Source organism: Candidatus Enterococcus testudinis (assembly GCF_002140915.1).
In the GTDB taxonomy this organism is placed as follows: Bacteria; Bacillota; Bacilli; order Lactobacillales; family Enterococcaceae; genus Enterococcus_D; species Enterococcus_D testudinis.
On record NZ_NGKU01000001.1, the window covers coordinates 703,541 to 723,106 of the forward strand.

Annotated in this window: 16 protein-coding genes; 11 read left to right on the top strand and 5 right to left on the bottom strand. The window is 38.6% G+C overall.

Going from position 1 to position 19,566, the window contains the following annotated elements:
• Positions 1-12 precede the first annotated feature (12 nt).
• Positions 13-468: a GNAT family N-acetyltransferase gene (locus tag A5886_RS03465; RefSeq protein ID WP_086273649.1), complete on the top strand. Its 456-nt coding sequence runs from the start codon at positions 13-15 to the stop codon at positions 466-468.
• A 140-nt stretch (positions 469-608) separates the two neighbouring features.
• Here the strand turns inward: A5886_RS03465 and A5886_RS03470 are convergent, their stop codons facing one another.
• Together A5886_RS03470 and A5886_RS03475 are read right to left on the bottom strand one after the other, a co-directional pair.
• Entirely contained in the window at positions 609-2,996 is a 2,388-nt protein-coding gene (locus A5886_RS03470; RefSeq protein ID WP_256926134.1) for a PRD domain-containing protein, read from the bottom strand.
• Positions 2,997-3,290: 294 nt separating this feature from the next.
• Positions 3,291-3,716: a DUF3284 domain-containing protein gene (locus A5886_RS03475; RefSeq protein WP_086273651.1), complete on the bottom strand. Its 426-nt coding sequence runs from the start codon at positions 3,714-3,716 to the stop codon at positions 3,291-3,293.
• A gap of 300 nt (positions 3,717-4,016) precedes the next feature.
• On the opposite strand from A5886_RS03475, the gene A5886_RS03480 reads away from it, so the two are divergent.
• The 4 genes from A5886_RS03480 to A5886_RS03495 are packed head-to-tail and all read left to right on the top strand — an operon-like array spanning position 4,017 to position 7,468.
• Positions 4,017-4,343: a PTS lactose/cellobiose transporter subunit IIA gene (locus tag A5886_RS03480; protein WP_086273652.1), complete on the top strand. Its 327-nt coding sequence runs from the start codon at positions 4,017-4,019 to the stop codon at positions 4,341-4,343.
• A gap of 1 nt (position 4,344) precedes the next feature.
• The gene (locus tag A5886_RS03485) at positions 4,345-4,653 is read left to right on the top strand and encodes a PTS sugar transporter subunit IIB (protein WP_218776624.1); all 309 of its coding nucleotides are present in this window, start codon (positions 4,345-4,347) and stop codon (positions 4,651-4,653) included.
• Between the two features lie 37 nt (positions 4,654-4,690).
• On the top strand, positions 4,691-6,001 hold the full coding sequence (locus A5886_RS03490) for a PTS sugar transporter subunit IIC (RefSeq protein WP_086273653.1): 1,311 nt from the start codon (positions 4,691-4,693) through the stop codon (positions 5,999-6,001).
• 18 nt (positions 6,002-6,019) lie between these two features.
• Positions 6,020-7,468 carry a glycoside hydrolase family 1 protein gene (locus tag A5886_RS03495; RefSeq protein ID WP_086273654.1) on the top strand — a complete coding sequence of 483 codons (1,449 nt, stop codon included), beginning with the start codon at positions 6,020-6,022 and terminating at the stop codon, positions 7,466-7,468.
• A 134-nt stretch (positions 7,469-7,602) separates the two neighbouring features.
• Here A5886_RS03495 and A5886_RS15740 read toward each other — a convergent pair whose 3' ends face one another.
• Positions 7,603-7,746: a hypothetical protein gene (locus A5886_RS15740; RefSeq protein ID WP_179189960.1), complete on the bottom strand. Its 144-nt coding sequence runs from the start codon at positions 7,744-7,746 to the stop codon at positions 7,603-7,605.
• Between the two features lie 205 nt (positions 7,747-7,951).
• On the opposite strand from A5886_RS15740, the gene A5886_RS03500 reads away from it, so the two are divergent.
• The 4 genes from A5886_RS03500 (at position 7,952) to A5886_RS03515 (ending at position 14,435) form a co-directional block, all read left to right on the top strand.
• The gene (locus A5886_RS03500; RefSeq protein ID WP_086273655.1) at positions 7,952-9,433 is read left to right on the top strand and encodes a UDP-N-acetylmuramoyl-L-alanyl-D-glutamate--2,6-diaminopimelate ligase; all 1,482 of its coding nucleotides are present in this window, start codon (positions 7,952-7,954) and stop codon (positions 9,431-9,433) included.
• Between the two features lie 334 nt (positions 9,434-9,767).
• Positions 9,768-11,387, top strand: a complete 1,620-nt coding sequence (locus tag A5886_RS03505) for a C40 family peptidase (RefSeq protein ID WP_086273656.1) — start codon at positions 9,768-9,770, stop codon at positions 11,385-11,387.
• A gap of 213 nt (positions 11,388-11,600) precedes the next feature.
• On the top strand, positions 11,601-12,548 hold the full coding sequence (locus A5886_RS03510) for a hypothetical protein (RefSeq protein WP_086273657.1): 948 nt from the start codon (positions 11,601-11,603) through the stop codon (positions 12,546-12,548).
• 219 nt (positions 12,549-12,767) lie between these two features.
• Positions 12,768-14,435, top strand: a complete 1,668-nt coding sequence (locus A5886_RS03515) for a peptide ABC transporter substrate-binding protein (RefSeq protein ID WP_086273658.1) — start codon at positions 12,768-12,770, stop codon at positions 14,433-14,435.
• A 177-nt stretch (positions 14,436-14,612) separates the two neighbouring features.
• On the opposite strand, the gene A5886_RS03520 is transcribed toward A5886_RS03515, so the two are convergent.
• Together A5886_RS03520 and A5886_RS03525 are read right to left on the bottom strand one after the other, a co-directional pair.
• The gene (locus A5886_RS03520) at positions 14,613-15,194 is read right to left on the bottom strand and encodes a polymer-forming cytoskeletal protein (protein ID WP_086273659.1); all 582 of its coding nucleotides are present in this window, start codon (positions 15,192-15,194) and stop codon (positions 14,613-14,615) included.
• 147 nt (positions 15,195-15,341) lie between these two features.
• Positions 15,342-16,145, bottom strand: coding sequence for a MurR/RpiR family transcriptional regulator (locus A5886_RS03525; RefSeq protein ID WP_086273660.1), 804 nt, complete (start codon positions 16,143-16,145; stop codon positions 15,342-15,344).
• Between the two features lie 109 nt (positions 16,146-16,254).
• Here A5886_RS03525 and A5886_RS03530 point away from each other — a divergent pair, with 109 nt between their 5' ends.
• Together A5886_RS03530 and A5886_RS03535 are read left to right on the top strand one after the other, a co-directional pair.
• Complete coding sequence (locus A5886_RS03530; protein WP_086273661.1) at positions 16,255-18,126, top strand: beta-glucoside-specific PTS transporter subunit IIABC; 1,872 nt, start codon at positions 16,255-16,257, stop codon at positions 18,124-18,126.
• Positions 18,123-19,565 carry a glycoside hydrolase family 1 protein gene (locus A5886_RS03535; protein ID WP_086273662.1) on the top strand — a complete coding sequence of 481 codons (1,443 nt, stop codon included), beginning with the start codon at positions 18,123-18,125 and terminating at the stop codon, positions 19,563-19,565. Before A5886_RS03530 ends, A5886_RS03535 begins: the two co-directional genes overlap by 4 nt.
• The last annotated feature ends 1 nt before the right edge of the window (position 19,566 follow it).

The window sequence follows — 19,566 nt, forward strand, 5'->3', positions numbered from 1 at the left end:
AGGAGTCAAATCATGCCCAACATCCACATGACACCATGGACAAAGGAACATTTTGAAAAAACAGTCTCTTTATACATCGCTGTTTTTTCTGCGGAACCATGGAATGATATATTGACTGATACACAAATCAGCGACTATCTCACTGCACTGATACAGATGAATACATTTCTTGGTTATAGCTTAATCAAAGAAGACACAAATGAATTGGTCGGCTACGCGATAGGCTTTGTTAAACCATGGTATCAAGGGACAGAATATGTGATCGACACCTTGCTAATTGCTCCTGAACATCAAGGGAAAGGCACTGGATCAAGCTTTATAAAAATGATTGAAGAAGACTTGCGTCAAAAAGCAATTCCTACAATTCTTTTAGATACGGAAACTAATATGCCGGCAGTGGAATTCTATGCAAAAAATGGATTTCAACCAATACCTGATAATGTGACACTCTATCGCTCAATTGAGTGACACCTACGAAATAGCCCAAACACACGTCTATTTGCTAGATGTATGTTTGGGTTTTAGTTATGCACAGTTTCAACAGGTTTATCCACAATATATTGTGGGAACTTATTTTCGCATACGAAATGTAGTGTTGTATACTGTGTCTAAAGTTTTTTGATGATTAATATAATGGTTGATATTTCAGCATCGTTAACAATGATAGCAAAACTACGTTCTATTTTTTTTAGTATTTTACTTAAAATGACTCGATCAGTTTTAAATGTTTTCAATATTGCTTGATTATCTATGCTCATATTACGACCGTTTCCTTCTAATAATCGCTCCACTAGACAGGCGATGTGCATAAAAAGGCCAATCGTTTGATCGAGGGAAAGATCATAATGCAAAGAGATCTCATCAATGACCTCGGGAAGAAGCATTTTCAGTTTGTCAACATCAGTATATTTAAACGATTCAGTCAGATACTGATAGACCTCTGTATAATCAAAGAATTGTGTTTTGAGCGGCTCGAACATTAATAGGCGATCTAAATTTTCTTTGGTGTTTTCAAAAACTTTGCCGATAGAAATAAAGGGAATACCAAATAAGTTTGGATCAAATGTACCAACAAAAGCATGGATCTTATAGACTTTTTTTAAAGAGGCGACTTCTTTGATCAATTCATTTCTGGAAGAAATAGCTAACGCTTTTATTTTCATGCCTAATTTTGAGTAGCGTTGAATATAATGTTTTAGTTGCTCGGCCCCACCCTCACCGGTATGACATAAGGTGATAATCAAATCTGCGCCTTTTTCGGTTTTTTGTAATAAGTCATTCATACTCATGCTGACACTGTGGTAAACATAATCAATATCAGTCTCCATGGCGCTTTTACGGGCAGCTTCAATACCAATCAGTGTGATAGGCATATAAATCAAACGTATCTTACAATTCAGTTCTTCTGCGATCGCTTCTACAATGGTTTTAATTGAACCCATATCGTAAATGACTATGACACCCTGCCCTTGGTCAATTCGTTCAACCAATTCTTTGATGTCAGTCATGGCTTGTTGCGGTTTACAGTCAAGTGTCATGTCATAACTGTATATATTATTTGTTTGGGTCAACAGATTGGTTGTTTCGGCCAGTGATTTGGCTATATTTGATCCATGTAAAATATAGAGGATGACTGGATGTCCGGAAACCTGTTGTTCATTTTGATCAATCAAAAAGAGTAAAATCAAGATGATTTCTTCTGTTGGCAAGTCCAGTTGTAATTGCCTGTTTAAGTTTGAAGCCAATTGTACACTAAAGGCGTATTCTTCGGGATAAGTTTGAATGAGGTTGCTTGTTTCATTTGTAGGAATCATATGCCTTTTAGTAGTGAGTGTTAGTAATGAATTGATATGCAAACATAGGCCATAAAATACGCTAGGTTTAAATTCTCTTTTCAACGCTTTGCTGCATGTATCTAACCAGCTGTTGACGAGTTGAATCACACGTGGATCAACTATTTTTGCTAGTTGAATGCTATTATATTGCTCATCAAACATATTGTAATAACTATATTGATTGAAGAGGTTTTGGATATATTTGTTCATAATACTGCTAATATTTATATCCGTGATACCATGTTCTGAAAGGGAGCGATAGTGGCGCCCGATTTCTTCATAAAGATAAAGACGTTCACTTTTGCCAAACTCTTTGAGATAGCCAATATCACGATCGTAGATAATGGTTTCCGAATTGCCGAAAAGTTCCTCAAAAATCAGTGTATTTTCTTTTTCTTTCAGTAAGTTATGTCTGATGATTGGTTTAAAATCTGAAATGGTTATATCAATATCTTTTTCTTCATCATTGATCACACGAACATATCCGTTGGCACAGGCCTGAGTAATCAGCATTTTTAATTCTTTAATATGATAGGTCAATGAAGAAAGCAGCAAAGCGCGTATCACTTCTGCAGAAACAGTAATCGTGCGTTTTGAATGTGCGGCCTCACGAGAAAAGAAGTGATTGATAAAGTCAAAACGTTCTCTAAAAGTACGCTTTTCAAGTTCTGGTAGTTCTATGATAAATGGAATCGTTTGATTGATAGGTAAATCTTTTGTGGGTGAGGAGGAAAGGATAACCATGATATGATTGGGCGTATCATGATTTTTATTCTCCTTAAATAGATCAATATGATGATTCAAAAATTCTAAAATCTTTGCTTGTTGTTTTGCAGTTAAAGAATCATATGATTCAATGAGCAAAATTCCTGTCCAAGCATGATCAAAGGCGCTATTTTGAAAATCATTTTGCGGGCCAAATAATTTTTCATCGAGTATATGAGGATCTTTTGAATAATTTCGGCAATTGATTTTTATGAACGGCGCTTCAGGTTGAATGATATGACGATGACGTGCGAAATCGACCAATGTTTCAACAAAAAAACTTGTTCCGCATCCTGGTTGAGCATGTATTAGTATATTCAGACTGTTTTGAGGATAGAGAACAGCAGCCTTTGCGAGTTGAATGGCATTCTTTAGGCTTTGTTTGGCACCAATCATTGTATCAAAGTCGTTCTTTTGGTCCGTTGAATCAGCCAATGTATAAAGGACGGGTCGAGTAGCTGATTTTTTTAGTTTATTTTCGGCCACAAGTTTATTCAATAGGCTGCTCACATTTGAACGCTGTAAGCCCATTGATTCTGCGATTGTTTTCGTGGTCATACCCTCCAGATGTTTTGGATTTGTTAACAGCTGATTTTGAATATACTCGAAAATCATCAATTTCATTTTACTCATAATTCACCTCATTATAAACGCTTTCAAATGGATGCTTTCATATAGAGACTCACCAATTTAAGATGAAATGACTCTACTTTTTTCAATTTTTTTCTGAATATCAAATAGCGTATCAGACATTCTCCCCAAATAAACGCCCTCACTGAACCATTTTAACCACCGGTTTTGTTTTGATTCCTGAAAACTAGCTATGTGCTGTTCAAACACAATTTGCAGCCCTTCTTTAGTGGGTTTTGTTTGATACTTAATGGTTAATTTCTCGTAGAGTGAATCAATTGCAACTTCATACACATGACCTCTTTGATAGTCTTTGACAAGCACGTTTATCTGTAAATGTGTTTTTGGTTCAATCTTACTGTATGTCATCCCTTTCTCGATTTTATTTACAGAGGTATTTGTGTGAGAACTATCGTTTAATAATTCTGATTCAAGATAATTATAAAACTCATTTTCTTCTATGGGTAATACTCTTTTTAGTTTCATAGCTGTATTATATTTGGAAAAAAAGTCTGCTGCAACTCGTCCTTTTTCTATCGAAAATCATGATTCATATACAATCTTTACCTTGGAGTATACGCTAACTAAAATGATCGGCTCGTTTTTATACACTAACTTGATTGAAGCTGTCTAAAACAATCAAAAAGGAAAAATCGAAAGAAATAAACGTGGTTCTGGCAGAATTAGTGTATAAAAAAATTATTTCAAAAAAATGTAAGCGCTTGATTCATTTTGGATATGTGATAATTTTGATTTTGTAAAAGTAAAAGGGAAAGAAGGGTAATTATGGCAGAAGTTGTGAGTACAGAAACAGCGGCGATGAATTTGATTGCCAATTCAGGTGACGGTCGCTCCTTTGCATTTCAGGCGTTAGAGGCAGCGAGGAATGGTGAGTTTACATTATGTGATCAGTTACTTGTCGATTCAGATCATGCGATTAAGAAGGCACATCAAGCACAAACGGAATTACTATTTTCAGAAGCAAAGGGGGTCAAACAAGAAATCAATATTTTATTGATTCATTCTCAGGATCATTTTATGACAAGTATGTTAGCCAATGAATTGATCAAAGAAATTATTAGGCTGTATAAAGACAAAAAGGAGGCGCGTTAAGATGGAAAAAATGAAAGTATTGCTTGTTTGTGCAGGAGGTATGTCAACCAGTATTTTGATGCAAAAAATGAGCAAGTATTGGCAAGAAAATGGGTTAGCGTTGGATATTAAAGCAGTAGGGCTCTCAGAATATCAGGATGTTTTTCAGCACTATGATATTGTGATGGTTGGCCCGCAAGTTTCTTATCGTATGAAAGAGATTATTGAAAATACTGCGTTACCGACTGCTGCAATTCCGTCTTTTGATTATGCGATGGCCAATTGCCCAAATATTATGAAGCTTGCCCAAAAGTTATATGCTGAAAAATAAACAACAATGACATAGCCAATTTGAAGGAGTGAAAACGATGGAAAAACTATTTGATAGTCCTGTTATGATCAAATTACAAGACTTTGGTCAAAAATTAGGCAGTAATAAATTTTTAGCTGCATTACAAGCCTGTATGATGTCACTGATGGGCATCATTATGGTTGGCGCAATTTCTCAGATTACTGTATCCGTTTTGGGCCCTACCATGTTTAATGTGATCGCTGCTGAGAGTCAGTTATATGAAATTATTTATTTGCCTTACAAATTTACAATGGATTTACTGTCTGTATGGGTGGTGATTCTTTTCTCATTTAATTATGCCAAAAATTTAAAAATGAAATCACCAATTATGAATGCCGTCGATGCGTTGATTTGCTTTTTCTTAGTGGCAGGTCCAATTATGATTAGTGAAACAGGCACGACAAGTATAGATATGAGTTACTTGGGCTCGACAGGGATGTTTATTGGTTTCGTTGTGGTATTTATTTCCGTTCAAATTGAAAAATATTGTGCGGATCATAATATAAAGATAAAGATGCCGGACGTCGTGCCGCCATTTTTACAAGATGGGTTTGCGTCTATCGTACCATTAGCGATCAGCACCGTACTCTTTCTAGCCTGCAGTGCTGGAGTGGATCTATTTACCAATGGTGAGTATACGATTGCTTCTGGGTTTATGGCATTACTAGGCGTACCTTTATCTGCATTATCATCAACTGTAGGCATGTTTATTATGTGTGTGTTTGCTGCATTATTATGGTGTTTTGGTATTCATGGAACGATGATTCTGGTTCCAATTATCATGCCACTTGGTATTCAAGCAGCCACTGCAAATGGAGCAGCCGCTGCTGCTGGGGAACCTTTAGTTTTTTATCCAGTCGCATTGTTTGGTGCAATGGCTATAGCAGGTGGTACAGGAAATACGTTACCAATTGCTTTGCTGGGATTAAAGTCTAAGTCGAAACAAATCAGTGCTATCTCAAAAATAGCAGCTGTTCCAGGTTGGTTCAATATCAATGAACCATTAACTTTCGGTATGCCGATTATGTATAACCCAATCCTGTGTATTCCATATGTATTAAATATTCCAGTCGTGATGTTATTGACATTACTTGGCTATCAATTTGGTTTTTTGACACCTGGGTGGATTTCAATTTCTGCATTATTACCGATGGGGATGGCTAGCTATCTTAGTACATTGAAATGGCAGAATGCGATTTGGGATTACCTCATGTTGATACCTGCTGGATTGATTTACTATCCATTCTTTAAAGCATATGAAAAACAATTGATAGCCAAAGAGGCTTTGGCTGAACAAGAAGAGGCTTTCGGTGTCGTACCAGAATAAAAAAGGAGGATCATATGTATGGCTCAAACATTTCCAGACCACTTTCTATGGGGCGGTGCAACTGCAGCAAATCAATTAGAAGGGGCGTATCTAGAAGATGGTAAAGGATGGTCGACGGCAGATACAGCACTTTATATGGGAAAAGACGCAAGAAAGACTATGTCTTTAGGAGATAAAATGACCAAAGACAGGGTGTTGCAAGCAATGGAAGACCAATCAGGGCATTATCCTAAACGTCATGGAATCGACTTTTATCATCGATATGAGGAAGATATTGCGTTAATGGCTGAAATGGGCTTTAAAACATTTCGTTTATCGATTTCTTGGCCACGAATATTTCCGAATGGTGATGACGTGCAACCCAATGAAGCTGGATTGGCCTTTTATGATCGGGTCTTTGATACGTGTTTAAAATATGGAATAGAACCATTAGTGACTATTTCACATTATGAGTTTCCATTGCAATTGGCTTTAAAAAAGAATGGGTGGCTTTCCCGAGATACAATTGATTACTTTGTTCATTATGCAGAAACATTATTCGAACGTTACAAAGACAAAGTCAAGTATTGGCTAACGTTCAATGAAATCAATATTATTGGGATGACGGGGTATCTCAGTGGCGGTATCTTAGCAGATGGGATTGAGCATATGCTTGAAGCACAATATCAAGCGGGGCATCATCAATTTGTTGCAAGTGCATTGGTTGTACAAAAATGTCATGAAATCATACCAAATGCACAAATTGGGTGTATGCTAGCACGAATGGAAGCTTACCCAGAAACGTGTAACCCGAAAGATGTTTTGGCGTCGGTCAATGCAGATGAAATGAATTTTTTTTATACAGATGTTCAGATACGCGGAGAATATCCTTCATACATGCAGAAGTTTTTTGCAGAACATGCGATTGAAATTAAATTTGAGCCACAAGACAAAGACATCTTAAAACAGGGAACTGTTGACTTTCTCTCCTTTAGCTATTATATGTCAATGGTCGTTGGTGAATCCCAACAGGAAGAAACAAACGGAAATTTGTTTGGGTCGAAGGTCAATCCGTATTTGCAGGCAAGTGATTGGGGTTGGCAAATCGATCCAATCGGCTTAAGAACGACAATGAAAAAAATGTATCAACGATATAACGTGCCTCTTTTCATAGTAGAGAATGGGTTAGGTGCGGAAGACGTAGTAACGGATGATCAGAAAATACACGATTTCTATCGTATTGATTATTTACGATCACATATAGAACAAATTGCTTTAGCAATCGAAGAAGGTGTTGAAATCATGGGTTATACACCATGGGGATGTATTGACTTGGTTAGTGCCAGCACGAGTGAAATGTCTAAACGTTACGGCTTTATCTATGTGGATCTAGATGATGATGGCGAGGGGACGTTAGAAAGGTTGAGAAAAGATTCTTTCTATTGGTATCAAAAAGTAATTGCAACAAATGGCGCAGATTTGTCTTGAAAAGATGATTCATCAACGAATCGTCTGTAGTGTTTTTAGCAATAGGCAAATGGCAAGAATATCTGTGAAAAAATAGACGCTCAGAAATTTTTCGTGAAGCAAAAAAGCCCCAAAAAAAGAAACGTAATCACACATTACGCTTCTTTTTTTGGGGCTTTTTGTTTCTTCTCGTCTGTGGTCGGTACGGAATCTAAGGCTTTTTTGAAAATTTCTTCTTTTTTCTTTTTATAGTCATGTTGACGTTCAGCGTAGACTTTTTCTTTTGTCTTGGTTTTCATACACGGTCACCTCTTTCTTACAATTACTATAGCATAATTTCACAAACTTGCAAACGATTTTGATCGAAACCTTGAATTAACCATCATTAATTGAAAAATGATTGTGAAATATTTTATATTATTTAAGTTGCCATTAAGTTTCAGATGGTATAATCATCATTAAGAAGAACAAAATAACGTCAAAAGTTGATATGGGAAGTGATAGATGATGGATGTCAGAACGTTGATCAAACATTGTTTTTTGATGGCACCAATTGAAGAAAAAGTAAAAAAATTAGAGATTCAACACCTCATGAAAGATAGTCGAATCGTTGCACAAAATGGTATGTTCATTGCAATCAAAGGAGCGAACTGTGATGGACACACAAAGATAGCAGAAGCTATGAAAAACGGAGCAGTCGTCGCTGTCGTGGAAGAAGTACCACAAGATTCTTCGATTCCATATATAATCGTTCCCGACACAACAAGGGCTTTGGCCCAAATATCGGCAATATTTTATGGTCAGCCAAGCCAAGCGATGCAAGTGATTGGTGTCACAGGGACGAACGGCAAAACAACCGTGACTCAATTGATCGGCCAGTTGGTTGAAAGTTTAGGCGGTACCCCTGGTGTAATAGGCACGATCCATAATCGAATTGCAGACCAGACGAGAAAGACCGTCAATACGACACCGGACAGTTTATGCATGCAGGAACTGCTTGCAGAGATGGTTGCTGCTGAAGTGAATATAGCTGCATTAGAAGTCTCTTCTCATGGCTTATATGGTGGTCGTACTTGGGGGATAGACTTTGATGTCGCGGTTTTTACGAATTTAACGCAAGACCATCTAGATTATCACGGTTCAATGGAAAATTACTTCCAAGCGAAAAGCTTACTGTTTTCTCAATTGGGGAATCTGGCTGCGACTGAGAATAAATATGCGGTGATCAATTGGGATGATCCTTATGGACAACGGTTGTGCCAGCTTACCAGTGCCAATATTTTGACATATGGCTGCCATGGAGAGGGTATGTTGCAGGCAGTTGATTGCGAAATCGCCAGCAATCAGACTCAGTTTACATTGATGTACCTTGATCAATCGTATCAGGTATCGACCGCACTAATTGGAGAATTTAACGTAGCCAATCTTTTGGCAGCCATCGGCGCCATGATTGGTTTAGGTTATGATATAGAAACACTGATTCCATTGATTCCAGCACTCAAACCGATCAGTGGTCGTTTTCAGACAGTAAAAAATAGGAAACAAGTCACCGCTATCGTCGATTATGCCCATACACCTGATGGGTTAGAAAAAGTACTGCAAACAATTCAGGCGATTGCCCAGCAAAAAATCTATTGTGTCGTAGGTTGCGGTGGAGATCGTGACAAAACCAAGCGTCCGTTGATGGCCGATGTGGCTTTACGATATGCGGATCAAGCCATTTTTACGATGGACAATCCGCGATCAGAAGATCCAGTACGCATTACAGAAGATATGATTGCGCAAACAGATAAAACCAATTATGACATTGTCCTTGATCGTCAGGCAGCAATTTTTCATGCGTTAAATTTAGCGAGACCTGGCGATATTGTACTTGTTGCAGGAAAAGGGCATGAAACAACTCAGACGATCGGCCAACAAATCAACCATTTTGACGATCGAGAAGTCATTCGTTCCTATCAAATCAGTGAAGGCGTGCCACGTTAAATAGAAACAGCTGTGTCAATTGGAGGCGCGGCTGTTTTTTTCGCGGGTTTATTTGAAAAATTATCCTATGTTTAATAGATAAAAATATCAAAAAAAATTTCAATGTTTTTCACAGTTTAAAAATAACGGAGAATGTTGATTTTAGATATATATAAAAAGTTGAATTAGTGAATTGATAGAGATTTTTTGATAAAAAAAATTAAGAATCGGGAATAATAATAACAAAAATGATAAAATAATACGTTTTATTAAACGTGTAGTAAAAAAATACAAGTTGAAAACAATATCATTCATTTTGATTATTTGTTAGAATGGGGTTTCAGGGGGTGTTTAATTGGAATCTCGTAAAGTTATGCGCAAGCGTTCAATCAAACATAAACGATCTCTTTTTGTTCAAAAAGGATTAGGGATCACAGCTGCACTTGCATCGACCTCAGGTGTCTTTACCTCTTTGGTACATGCAACAGAATCAACAAGCAGTGCATCGAATACAACAGCCACATTGTCGAAATCATCTAGTGCGACAACGATCAATCAGCAATTTAAGACAACTGCATCATTGAATGTACGTGCATCTGCATCAACAAGTGCGTCCATCGTTGATGGTGTAGCAGCAAATACAACGGTCAAAGCCGTGGCCAAGCAAAGTGGAACATCCGTCAATGGCAACACGACGTGGTATAAGCTTTCTACTGGTGGATGGATTTCAGGTGCTTATGTAAAGAGTTCATCAAGTTCTTCTTCGTCAACGTCTAATACGAATACAGCGACAGGAACGGAAACTGCGGTAGCAAAAAGTGTCAAAACGACAACGGCGTTGAATGTGCGAAGTAATGCGCAAACATCATCAAGCGTAGTGCGCGGATTAAGTGCGAATGCAACGGTGAACGTTGTTGCGCAGAAAACTGGAACGTCCGTCAATGGCAATACCAAATGGTATAAGCTATCATCTGGTGGGTGGATCACAAGTGCGTATGTTCAAGAAGTCAGCAGTTCATCTTCAAACAATAGTTCGACGTCGAACAACACGAGTACAACTGAAACAGCAATCAGCAAAAATGTCAAAACAACCAGTGCGTTAAATGTGCGTTCGTCAGCTTCTACTAGCGGTAGTGTGGTGGGCAGCTTAAGTAATAGTACAACTGTCAAAGTCGTTGCCCAAAAAAGCGGTTCGACTGTTGCGGGAACGAATACGTGGTATAAACTTTCCACAGGCGGTTGGATCACAGCAGCGTATACAACTGCGGTATCGACAAGTTCAAATAACAACCAATCAAATACTGGCAGTTCATCTGGGAGTACATCAACGAATAACAACACCAGTACAGCGAAAGAGCAAGCAATCAGCAAAAACTTGCAAACGACAACGGGCGTCAATGTGCGTGCCGATGCTTCGACTTCCGCGCGTGTGGTGTCGAGTCTAAGCAGCAATGCAACAGTCAAAGCAGTGGCGCAGAAACAAGGTACAACAGTCAGTGGTACTGCAACTTGGTACAAATTGTCTACCGGCGGTTGGGTGACAGCGGCTTATGTCAAAGAAGTCAGCAGTTCATCGAATAGCGGAAGCAATTCATATAACACCAATGTATCAACCAGTGTAAATGGTGCAGCTATTGTTGCTGAAGCCCGCAAATACATAGGTACGCCGTATCAATGGGGCGGCAAAGGGCCAGATGTATTTGATTGTTCTGGTTTTACACGGTATGTTTTCTTACAAGTAACTGGTAAGAATATCGGTGATTGGACTGTTCCACAAGAAAGTGCCGGTACGATCATTCCTGTTTCCCAAGCTCAAGCAGGGGATCTACTCTTCTGGGGTGAAAAGGGCAACACCTATCATGTAGCGATTGCAACAAGCAATTCAAGTTATATCCATGCACCAAGCACTGGCTACACAGTGACAGAAGCCAAATCTGGATTTGGAACAGCGAGCTTCGCATTAAGAGTGAAATAAAAAAGATGTTCAGTAGTGAGAAACGGCTACTGAACATCTTTTATTTATATGAAAGAATGAAAGAATAATGCAGAGCAATTGAGTAAAATAGATATACAAATCAATAAAACTCAGAGATAAAATCCAATTAATTGACATAAATTTATCCTCTCTTTAAACTTTTAGCTATACCATTTTTAGGTATAAATGTAAGGCGTAGAAAGAGGGGACAAAATGAACAAAAAAGAGGAGAAAACCTTACACAAGTTTGCCGAACCTTTAGGGATGTCTGTGGATGGAAACAATGGTGTCATTTATGGGGAATACGAAGGATACCATGTGTACTTGACTCGTGCAAATAATAACAGTTATTCGTTTGCGGTCAATTTTTCTTTAAATAAAGCGGGTGAATTACCACAACAAGATGAAGTCAAGCGAGTGGTGAAAGAATCAAAAGACATTATCGATTGTGTGATTCAAGGTTACCAAGTTGTTTATACATTACGTGGGGGCATGACCGTCGCCAAGACAGCTGAGAAAGTCGGACCGTCATTGCAAACAATTACATCATTTTTACAACAACTGGGTTATCAAGATGCGTGCGCCTTATGCGGCAAGAGCGACCCAACCGTCTCACTTTATTCGGTCAGCGGTGCACCAGCGATACTGTGTGATGATTGTTTTAAAAAACAACAAGAAGCGGTTAATATCCATGCTAGAGAACAAGGGAATGTAAAAGAAAATGTTTTATCCGGAACAGTAGGTGCCTTTTTGGGTTCGTTGATTGGTGCAGGTGCAATTATTTTATTAGGCCAATTTGGGTACGTGGCTGCTATTTCTGGTATTGTGATGGCTATTTGCGCAATCAAAGGCTATGAACTGCTCGGAAAAAAGTTAAGTACCAAGGGAATTATCATTAGTTCCGTGATTATGATAGTCATGGTTTATGTCGGCAATCGGATCGATTGGTCGATCAGTGTCGCCAATTACTATACAGATGTGGATCTGTTTTATGCCTTTCGGATTCTACCTGATTTGATTAGAGAAGGCTATTTAGAAGCAAGTCAATATTATGGGAATCTTGCCATGGTGTATTTATTTACTGCAATCGGTGCAGTTCCGACGATCATTTCAGCAGTGCGAGAAGGAAAGCGTGCCCAAGAAAGTTATAAAATGCTATAAAAAATATACTGGTTAAAAAAACATGGAGAATATCTTTTTCTCTATGTTTTTTTCTTATATTCGACTTTTAAATAACATGGATAAAAAATTTATAGCAATTTAATAAAAATTAAGTGAGAAAAAAGCTTGCTTTTATAATTAATATTTATTAAAATCTTATTTACATTCAGAGTTTTATAATAATTCTGAAAATTGGGAAAACAGCAAGGGGTAGGTAGGATGAAGAAAAAGTGGGGATATGGGATTGTCGCATTATGTGGCATCGTATTAGCTGGTTGTTCGACTGGAGGTACATCTAGTACTGGTGAAAGCAATACATCGGATAGTGGAACTGCAGCAGCAGAGCAGGTGTTTAATGTTGTGGTGCAACAAGAAATGCCGAGTGCGGATTTATCTTTAGCAACAGATACGATTAGTTTTAGTGCGCTAAACAATGTCTATGAAGGACTTTATCGATTAGATGCAGACAGTAAACCTGAACCTGCGGGCGCTTCAGAATTGGCTGAAGTCAGTGATGATGGGCTAACGTATACACTAAAATTAAGAGAAGATGCAAAATGGTCGAATGGTGAGCCTGTGACCGCTGCAGATTATGTCTATGGTTGGCAACGCACAGTAAGTGCTGAGACAGGATCAGAGTATGCGTATTTATTTGCACCAGTGGCAAATGCTGAATCCATTACCGCTGGAGATGCAGATGCATCAGAATTAGGCATCAAGGCAGTGAGTGACTATGAATTAGAAATTACACTAAACACTGCAACACCGTATTTCCCTTATTTGTTGGCATTCCCATCTTTCTTCCCACAAAGTCAAGCAGTGGTGGAAGAAAATGGCGATCAATATGCACAAACAAGCGACAATTCTGTTTATAACGGCCCTTTTGTCTTGAGTGGTTTTGATGGACCAGGTACGGATACAGAATGGGTTTACGAAAAAAATGATCAATATTGGGACAAAGACAGTGTCAAACTTGATACAATCAATGTCAGTGTAGTCAAAGAATCTGCTACTTCATTGAATTTATTCCAAGATGGTCAAGCAGATGACGTGATTTTGACAGGTGAGTTGGCACAGCAAATGGCGAACGATGAAGCGTTTGTATCTGAACCATTGGCACGGACTTCATACTTAGAGTATAACCAAATCGATGAGGATTCTCCTTTCCGTAATGAAAATCTACGTAAAGCAATCTCTTATGCCATCGATCGCGATGCATTGGTGACTTCTATTTTAGGTGATGGATCGCTTGCCTCAACAGGACTGGTTCCATCAGGGATGACATTTAGTCCAACTGATAATACAGACTTTGTCGATGAAGCTGGAAGTGTGATTGAATACAATCAAGACAAAGCCAAAGAGTATTGGGAAACTGCGAAATCAGAATTGGGCATTGACTCCCTAGATTTTGAAATCTTAGCCTCTGATACGGACTCTACAAAGAAAGTAATTGAGTATATCCAAAGTGCAGTACAAGATACACTAGAAGGCGTGACGATTTCGTTAAGTCCAGTACCATTCTCAGTTCGTTTAGATCGTTCTAATACAGGCGATTTTGATGTTGTCATGGGCGGATGGGGTGCTGACTATGCAGATGCAAGTAGCTTTACTGACCTATTTGTCACTGGGAATTCTTATAACCGTGGGCAATGGAGCAATGAAGAATATGATGCAGCTGTGAAGGAATCAGCAACAACAAATGCCGCTGATCCAGAAGCACGTTGGCAAAATCTGTTAGATGCTGAAAAAGTGATCATGGATCAACAAGGCGTAACACCTGTTTATCAAAATGTGGAAGCACATCTACGTGCACCGAAAGTTAAAGGTGTCGTATCTCATGGTGCCGGCGCACAATATGATTACAAATGGGCATCGATTGAAGAATAATATAAAAAGAGAACTTGCATCTGCAAGTTCTTTTTTTATATTGCTTGTTCTTACTTACACAATGTTAGTGATGTAAACGGATGCGATTTATGATAAAAAAACAAAAAAAGATAGCAAGTGACGCAAAAACGTCCTTGCTATCTCCCTTATGTGAAAATGGATTTCACATAAAAATGATTATTCGCTAACTGTTACATCGCCAGTTACAGAAGCGCCGTCTTCGTCAAGTGTTGCTGAATCTTGGAATTCTTGAGAAGTGAAGGTTACGTTTCCTTCAACTTTCGCACCATTCAATACAAAGCCGTTTGCATTTACTTCAATATCGCCTTTGATGACACCGTGAACGATGTTGAAGTTTTCAGAGTTTACAACTAATTTTGGCACAGTTACAGTGTATTCTGCTGTAACATTACGGTCTTCGTCTTGTGAGTATAAAGCAAATTTACGGTAGATGTCGCTAGCGTCATCGCCTTTATCGTGGAATTCGCCATCAACAGTTACGTCAGCATCGAAAGTCATATCGTCAGTTACAGCAACGATCCAGTTACCGTCAGCACTTAACGCTGTTTCGATCACTGAAGTTTGGTCACTAATTGAAGCTGTAGAAACAACATCATCAGTTGATTCAGTTGTTGCAGTAGATGCAGCTGTTTCTGAACTTGAGCTAGCGCTTGTATCGCTATCAGAACTACATGCAGCTAATAATGATCCTCCCATAAGTAATGTTGCAGCAAGTAAAGTAATTTTTGTTTTTTTCATGATTCCTTCTCCTTTATAATCCCATAGGTTTCTTAAAAACAAAATAAGTATACCATACCCATGGTAAGTTTGTGAAACAAAAAACATAAATGAGGAGAAATTTAATAAATATCATTTGATATTAAAAAAATAAGCCGTTGGATAGGCTTATTTTTTTTCGTTGATTGTCTTAAATCTCGATACGATTAAATCAGTGATCATCTGATACATATACGCATGTGTTTGATAGCTTGTTTGATGCGGAAAAATAATCGCTTCCTTGACGAAAGAAAAATCTGAAATCTCTGGGTTAGAGGTAATAACCATCACTTTTGCTTTTGTTCGTGTAAAGAAATCTTTTCTCGGGGTCCCATTGCGTATCTGCTGTTTGGTAAGATAATCCCCAGAATTCGTGAAGATAATAAAGAGGTCCTGTTCATCTGCAGACTTTATCAACTCTTCTTGGACGATATCGTCTTGGAATGTACGGATAAATTTACCATTGTACGCTAATTTAAATTGAAAATCGATTGCTGCGGATTCAGAGAACAAAATGCCAAAGGCAAATACTTTCTTATGGTCATAGATTGCCTGTGCAAACCTTGTGATAGCAGGCATATCTAAATGTTCCTTCAGATACTGCATATCTTTGATTACTGCGTCAAAATAAGGGTCGATCCCATCTTGTTCCATAGCAAATAAAATATTTGAACGATAATTTAAAGGATTATTGAAACGATTTTCAATAAATGCAGCGTTGTCTTTCAAATCACTGTAGTCATCAAAACCGAGCGTCCTTGCAAACTTTGACACAGTTGATTTTGATACGTGACAAAGCTCAGCAAATTCTCCAATACTCATTTTTTTGATTGCTTCATAGTGATTGATCATCGTTAAGCCTATAAAATAGTTTGTAGAGTTTGCGGGTGCATTATTCAATAAATTCAATAATCGAATGATTAGTAGTCCCATAATAGAGTCCTTTCTTGAAAGCAGTTTCCAAATCGCGAACTTTCTGATCTGCAGGCGAAATATCTGCTATATTGTGTCCATAAAGCGCTTTATAAATTGGAAAATGGGAGTGAGTCATTTGGCAAAAGATTATACAAAACTTGCTGATGAAATTATAGCACAGGTTGGCGGAGAGCAAAATATAGTCAATTTATATCACTGCATCACTAGATTGAGATTCAAGTTAAAGGATGTGGATGTGGCGAGACAACACAAAGAGTCGATTCAGCAATTAGATGGCGTGTTGTCTGTTATAGAAGGCAATGGCCAATTCCAAGTTGTTATTGGCAATCATGTGGCGGACGTCTTTCAAACGATCATGAAAAACTATTCGATACAACATGCATTGGAAAGTGAAAGCACAGCTGAAGAAACAGAGAATCAAGGCAATTTATTTATCCGCTTCTTCAATGTCTTATCCGCAATCTTCAATCCAATTATTGTTGCACTAGCTGGTGCAGGTATGTTGAAGGCATTATTGGTCGTTTTTACAACCTACCATTTGATGGATGCTGAAGGGAGCACATATAAAATTTTGGCAGCAGCCGGTAACAGTGTGTTTTATTTTCTGCCTTTATTTTTAGCAATTAGTGCAGCGCGAATTTTTAAAGCAAATATGTTTATCTCATTGGCGATCGTAGCAGCTTTGCTGGAACCAAATTTTACAGCAATGGTTACAGAAAATGGTGTGACAGTTGATTTCTTTGGTGTCCCGGCAGTATTGATGGGGTATTCAGGTACAGTTATTCCGGCAATTGTTTCGATTTATATCTATAGTCAACTTGAAAAGTTGTTGAAACGCGTTATACCGAAAAGTATTGAAATCTTTGCTTTATCCTTAGTTGCATTGCTGATCATGGTTCCTTTAACTGTTCTGATTATTGGTCCGGTCGGCGTCATGCTAGGTGATGGACTAGGCAGTGTGATGAATTTTATAAGTGACAAGAGCGGGTTATTGGCAGGTGTTTTGATTGGCGGAGGTTGGACCTTCTTAGTCATGATTGGTATTCATTGGGGTGTGGTGCCGATTATGGTCAATAATTTGGCTACATACGGCTATGATACGTTGCGCCCTATGATTGCAGCAGCAACGTTTGCCAGCGCAGGTGTCGCGTTAGGCGTCTTTTTACGATCTAGAAGAAAAGATACAAAGAGTTTAGCCTTATCTTCATTATTGCCAGCATTACTTGGTGGAATTACTGAACCTATTGTATATGGATTATCAGTAAAATTAAAGAAACCGTTGATTGCACAAGTAATCGTAGGAGCGGTTGCTGGTGGTTTTATGGGAATAATGCAGACTAAAGCGATCGTCTATGTTTTTCCGGCTTTAACGACCTTGCCGGCATTCTTTGGTGATACATTTGTTTATTATGTGATCGGTATTGCAGCAGCATTTTTTGGAACAGCCATTCTAACCTATATCATTGGTTTTGATGAATCACCTGAGCAATCAATTGTTGAAGAAGGCGATGCACTGCAAGTCGTGACGCCAGTAAATGGCGAGGTGATTACGTTGGATGATGTAAAAGATGAAGTTTTTTCTTCAAGAGCGATGGGTGACGGTTTAGCGGTATATCCAACTACCGGTACGATCTATGCACCAATCACGGGTGAAGTGATGACGGTTTTTCCAACGGGTCATGCATTTGGTATCCAGTCAGCGGCAGGTACCGAAGTATTGGTTCATATCGGATTAGACACTGTGGATTTGCCAAAAGGAATCTTTGAAATCATTGTCAAACAAGGTGATCAAGTGGTCAAAGGCCAAACTATAGGTACATTTGATTTATCTGCTATTTTGGAAAAAAATTATGATCCTACTACAATGCTTGTCTTTACTAGCAATGTAAAAGAACCGTCAGTGGCTGTTGAAGATCAAAATCACAAAGAAGTAACAGCATTTGTCACGAACGACCTACTAAAAGGAGCGATTTCATGAGTGTATTTCCAAAAGAATTCCTATGGGGCGGCGCAATAGCAGCCAATCAAGCAGAAGGGGCTTATTTGGAAGGTGGCAAAGGATTGAGTGTGGCCGACATCTTGCCTGTCGGAGAAAAAAGAATCGGAAACGTATCTTTAAATATGGATGCATCGGCATTTTATCCAAGTCATGATGCGATTGATTTTTATCATCGCTACCCTGAAGATATTGCGCTATTTGCAGAAATGGGTTTGAAATGCTTACGAACATCGATTGCGTGGAGTCGTATTTTCCCAAATGGAGATGAGCGTGAACCGAATGAAGCGGGGTTACAGTTTTATGATGATCTTTTTGATGCATTGCTTGCAAAAGGGATTGAACCAGTAGTAACATTGGCTCATTTTGAAACACCGTTACATCTTGTTAAAACCTATGGCGGATGGCAAAATCGTGCCTTGATCGACTTCTTTGATCGCTACACAAAAGTCGTTTTTGAACGATTCAAAGGCAAAGTGAGGTACTGGATGACGTTTAATGAAATTAATCATACGCATACTATTCCTTTGCTGGCAGCGGGCATTGATGTCTTTGCTTTTGACAATGAAGCAGAGAAATTGCAAGCATTGTATCAGGCCAGCCACAACATGTTTGTCGCTAGTGCCAAAGCAGTGTTGAATGGAAAAAGGACAGATCCAAGCAACCAGATCGGCTGTATGCTCTCTTTAAGCCCAATATATCCTGCAACATGTAATCCGCAAGATGTTTTTGAATCTTATCAATTACGCAGAAGGTCATTATTTTATAGTGATGTACAGTTACGCGGTGCGTATCCTGAGTATTTTGGCCGTATTGTGAAAGACAATCAATTATCGCTAGATATAACAGATGAAGATTTGGCATTGATCAAAGCTGGTGTTTGCGACTACCTTGGATTTAGTTTTTATCGTAGTTCTTTGCACGAGGCTGGTATGAAAATCTTAGGGAATACTGGCGGTCTATTGGGCAAAAAAAATCCATATCTGAAAGAAACAGCTTGGGGCTGGCCAATTGATCCACTAGCGTTACGGTATGTTTGCAGTGAGTTGACAGATCGCTATCAAAAACCATTGTTCATTGTTGAAAATGGTATTGGGCTGAAAGATATAGTCCAAGCAGATGGACGAATCATTGATCAAGAGCGGATGGCCTATTTAAAGGATCACGTAGAGGCTATGGCCGAGTCAATCAAAGATGGTGCAACAATCATTGGGTATACGTGGTGGGGCCCCATCGATATCGTATCTGCCGGAACCGGAGAAATGGAAAAACGCTATGGGTTCATTTATGTCGATAAACAAAATGATGGCAGCGGCGATTTATCACGACATAAAAAGGCCAGCTTCGATTATTATCAGCAAGTAATCGAATCAAATGGCGATGATTTGAATTATCAAAGATATATCAAGGAGGATGAATAAC

Coding starts and splice junctions, on each gene's coding strand:
- A5886_RS03465 (WP_086273649.1), top strand. CDS start 13: ATGCCCAACATCCACATGACACCATGGACAAAGGAACATTTTGAAAAA.
- A5886_RS03470 (WP_256926134.1), bottom strand. CDS start 2,996: ATGATTGGTGCCAAACAAAGCCTAAAGAATGCCATTCAACTCGCAAAG.
- A5886_RS03475 (WP_086273651.1), bottom strand. CDS start 3,716: ATGAAACTAAAAAGAGTATTACCCATAGAAGAAAATGAGTTTTATAAT.
- A5886_RS03480 (WP_086273652.1), top strand. CDS start 4,017: ATGGCAGAAGTTGTGAGTACAGAAACAGCGGCGATGAATTTGATTGCC.
- A5886_RS03485 (WP_218776624.1), top strand. CDS start 4,345: ATGGAAAAAATGAAAGTATTGCTTGTTTGTGCAGGAGGTATGTCAACC.
- A5886_RS03490 (WP_086273653.1), top strand. CDS start 4,691: ATGGAAAAACTATTTGATAGTCCTGTTATGATCAAATTACAAGACTTT.
- A5886_RS03495 (WP_086273654.1), top strand. CDS start 6,020: ATGGCTCAAACATTTCCAGACCACTTTCTATGGGGCGGTGCAACTGCA.
- A5886_RS15740 (WP_179189960.1), bottom strand. CDS start 7,746: ATGAAAACCAAGACAAAAGAAAAAGTCTACGCTGAACGTCAACATGAC.
- A5886_RS03500 (WP_086273655.1), top strand. CDS start 7,952: ATGATGGATGTCAGAACGTTGATCAAACATTGTTTTTTGATGGCACCA.
- A5886_RS03510 (WP_086273657.1), top strand. CDS start 11,601: ATGAACAAAAAAGAGGAGAAAACCTTACACAAGTTTGCCGAACCTTTA.
- A5886_RS03515 (WP_086273658.1), top strand. CDS start 12,768: ATGAAGAAAAAGTGGGGATATGGGATTGTCGCATTATGTGGCATCGTA.
- A5886_RS03520 (WP_086273659.1), bottom strand. CDS start 15,194: ATGAAAAAAACAAAAATTACTTTACTTGCTGCAACATTACTTATGGGA.
- A5886_RS03525 (WP_086273660.1), bottom strand. CDS start 16,145: ATGGGACTACTAATCATTCGATTATTGAATTTATTGAATAATGCACCC.
- A5886_RS03535 (WP_086273662.1), top strand. CDS start 18,123: ATGAGTGTATTTCCAAAAGAATTCCTATGGGGCGGCGCAATAGCAGCC.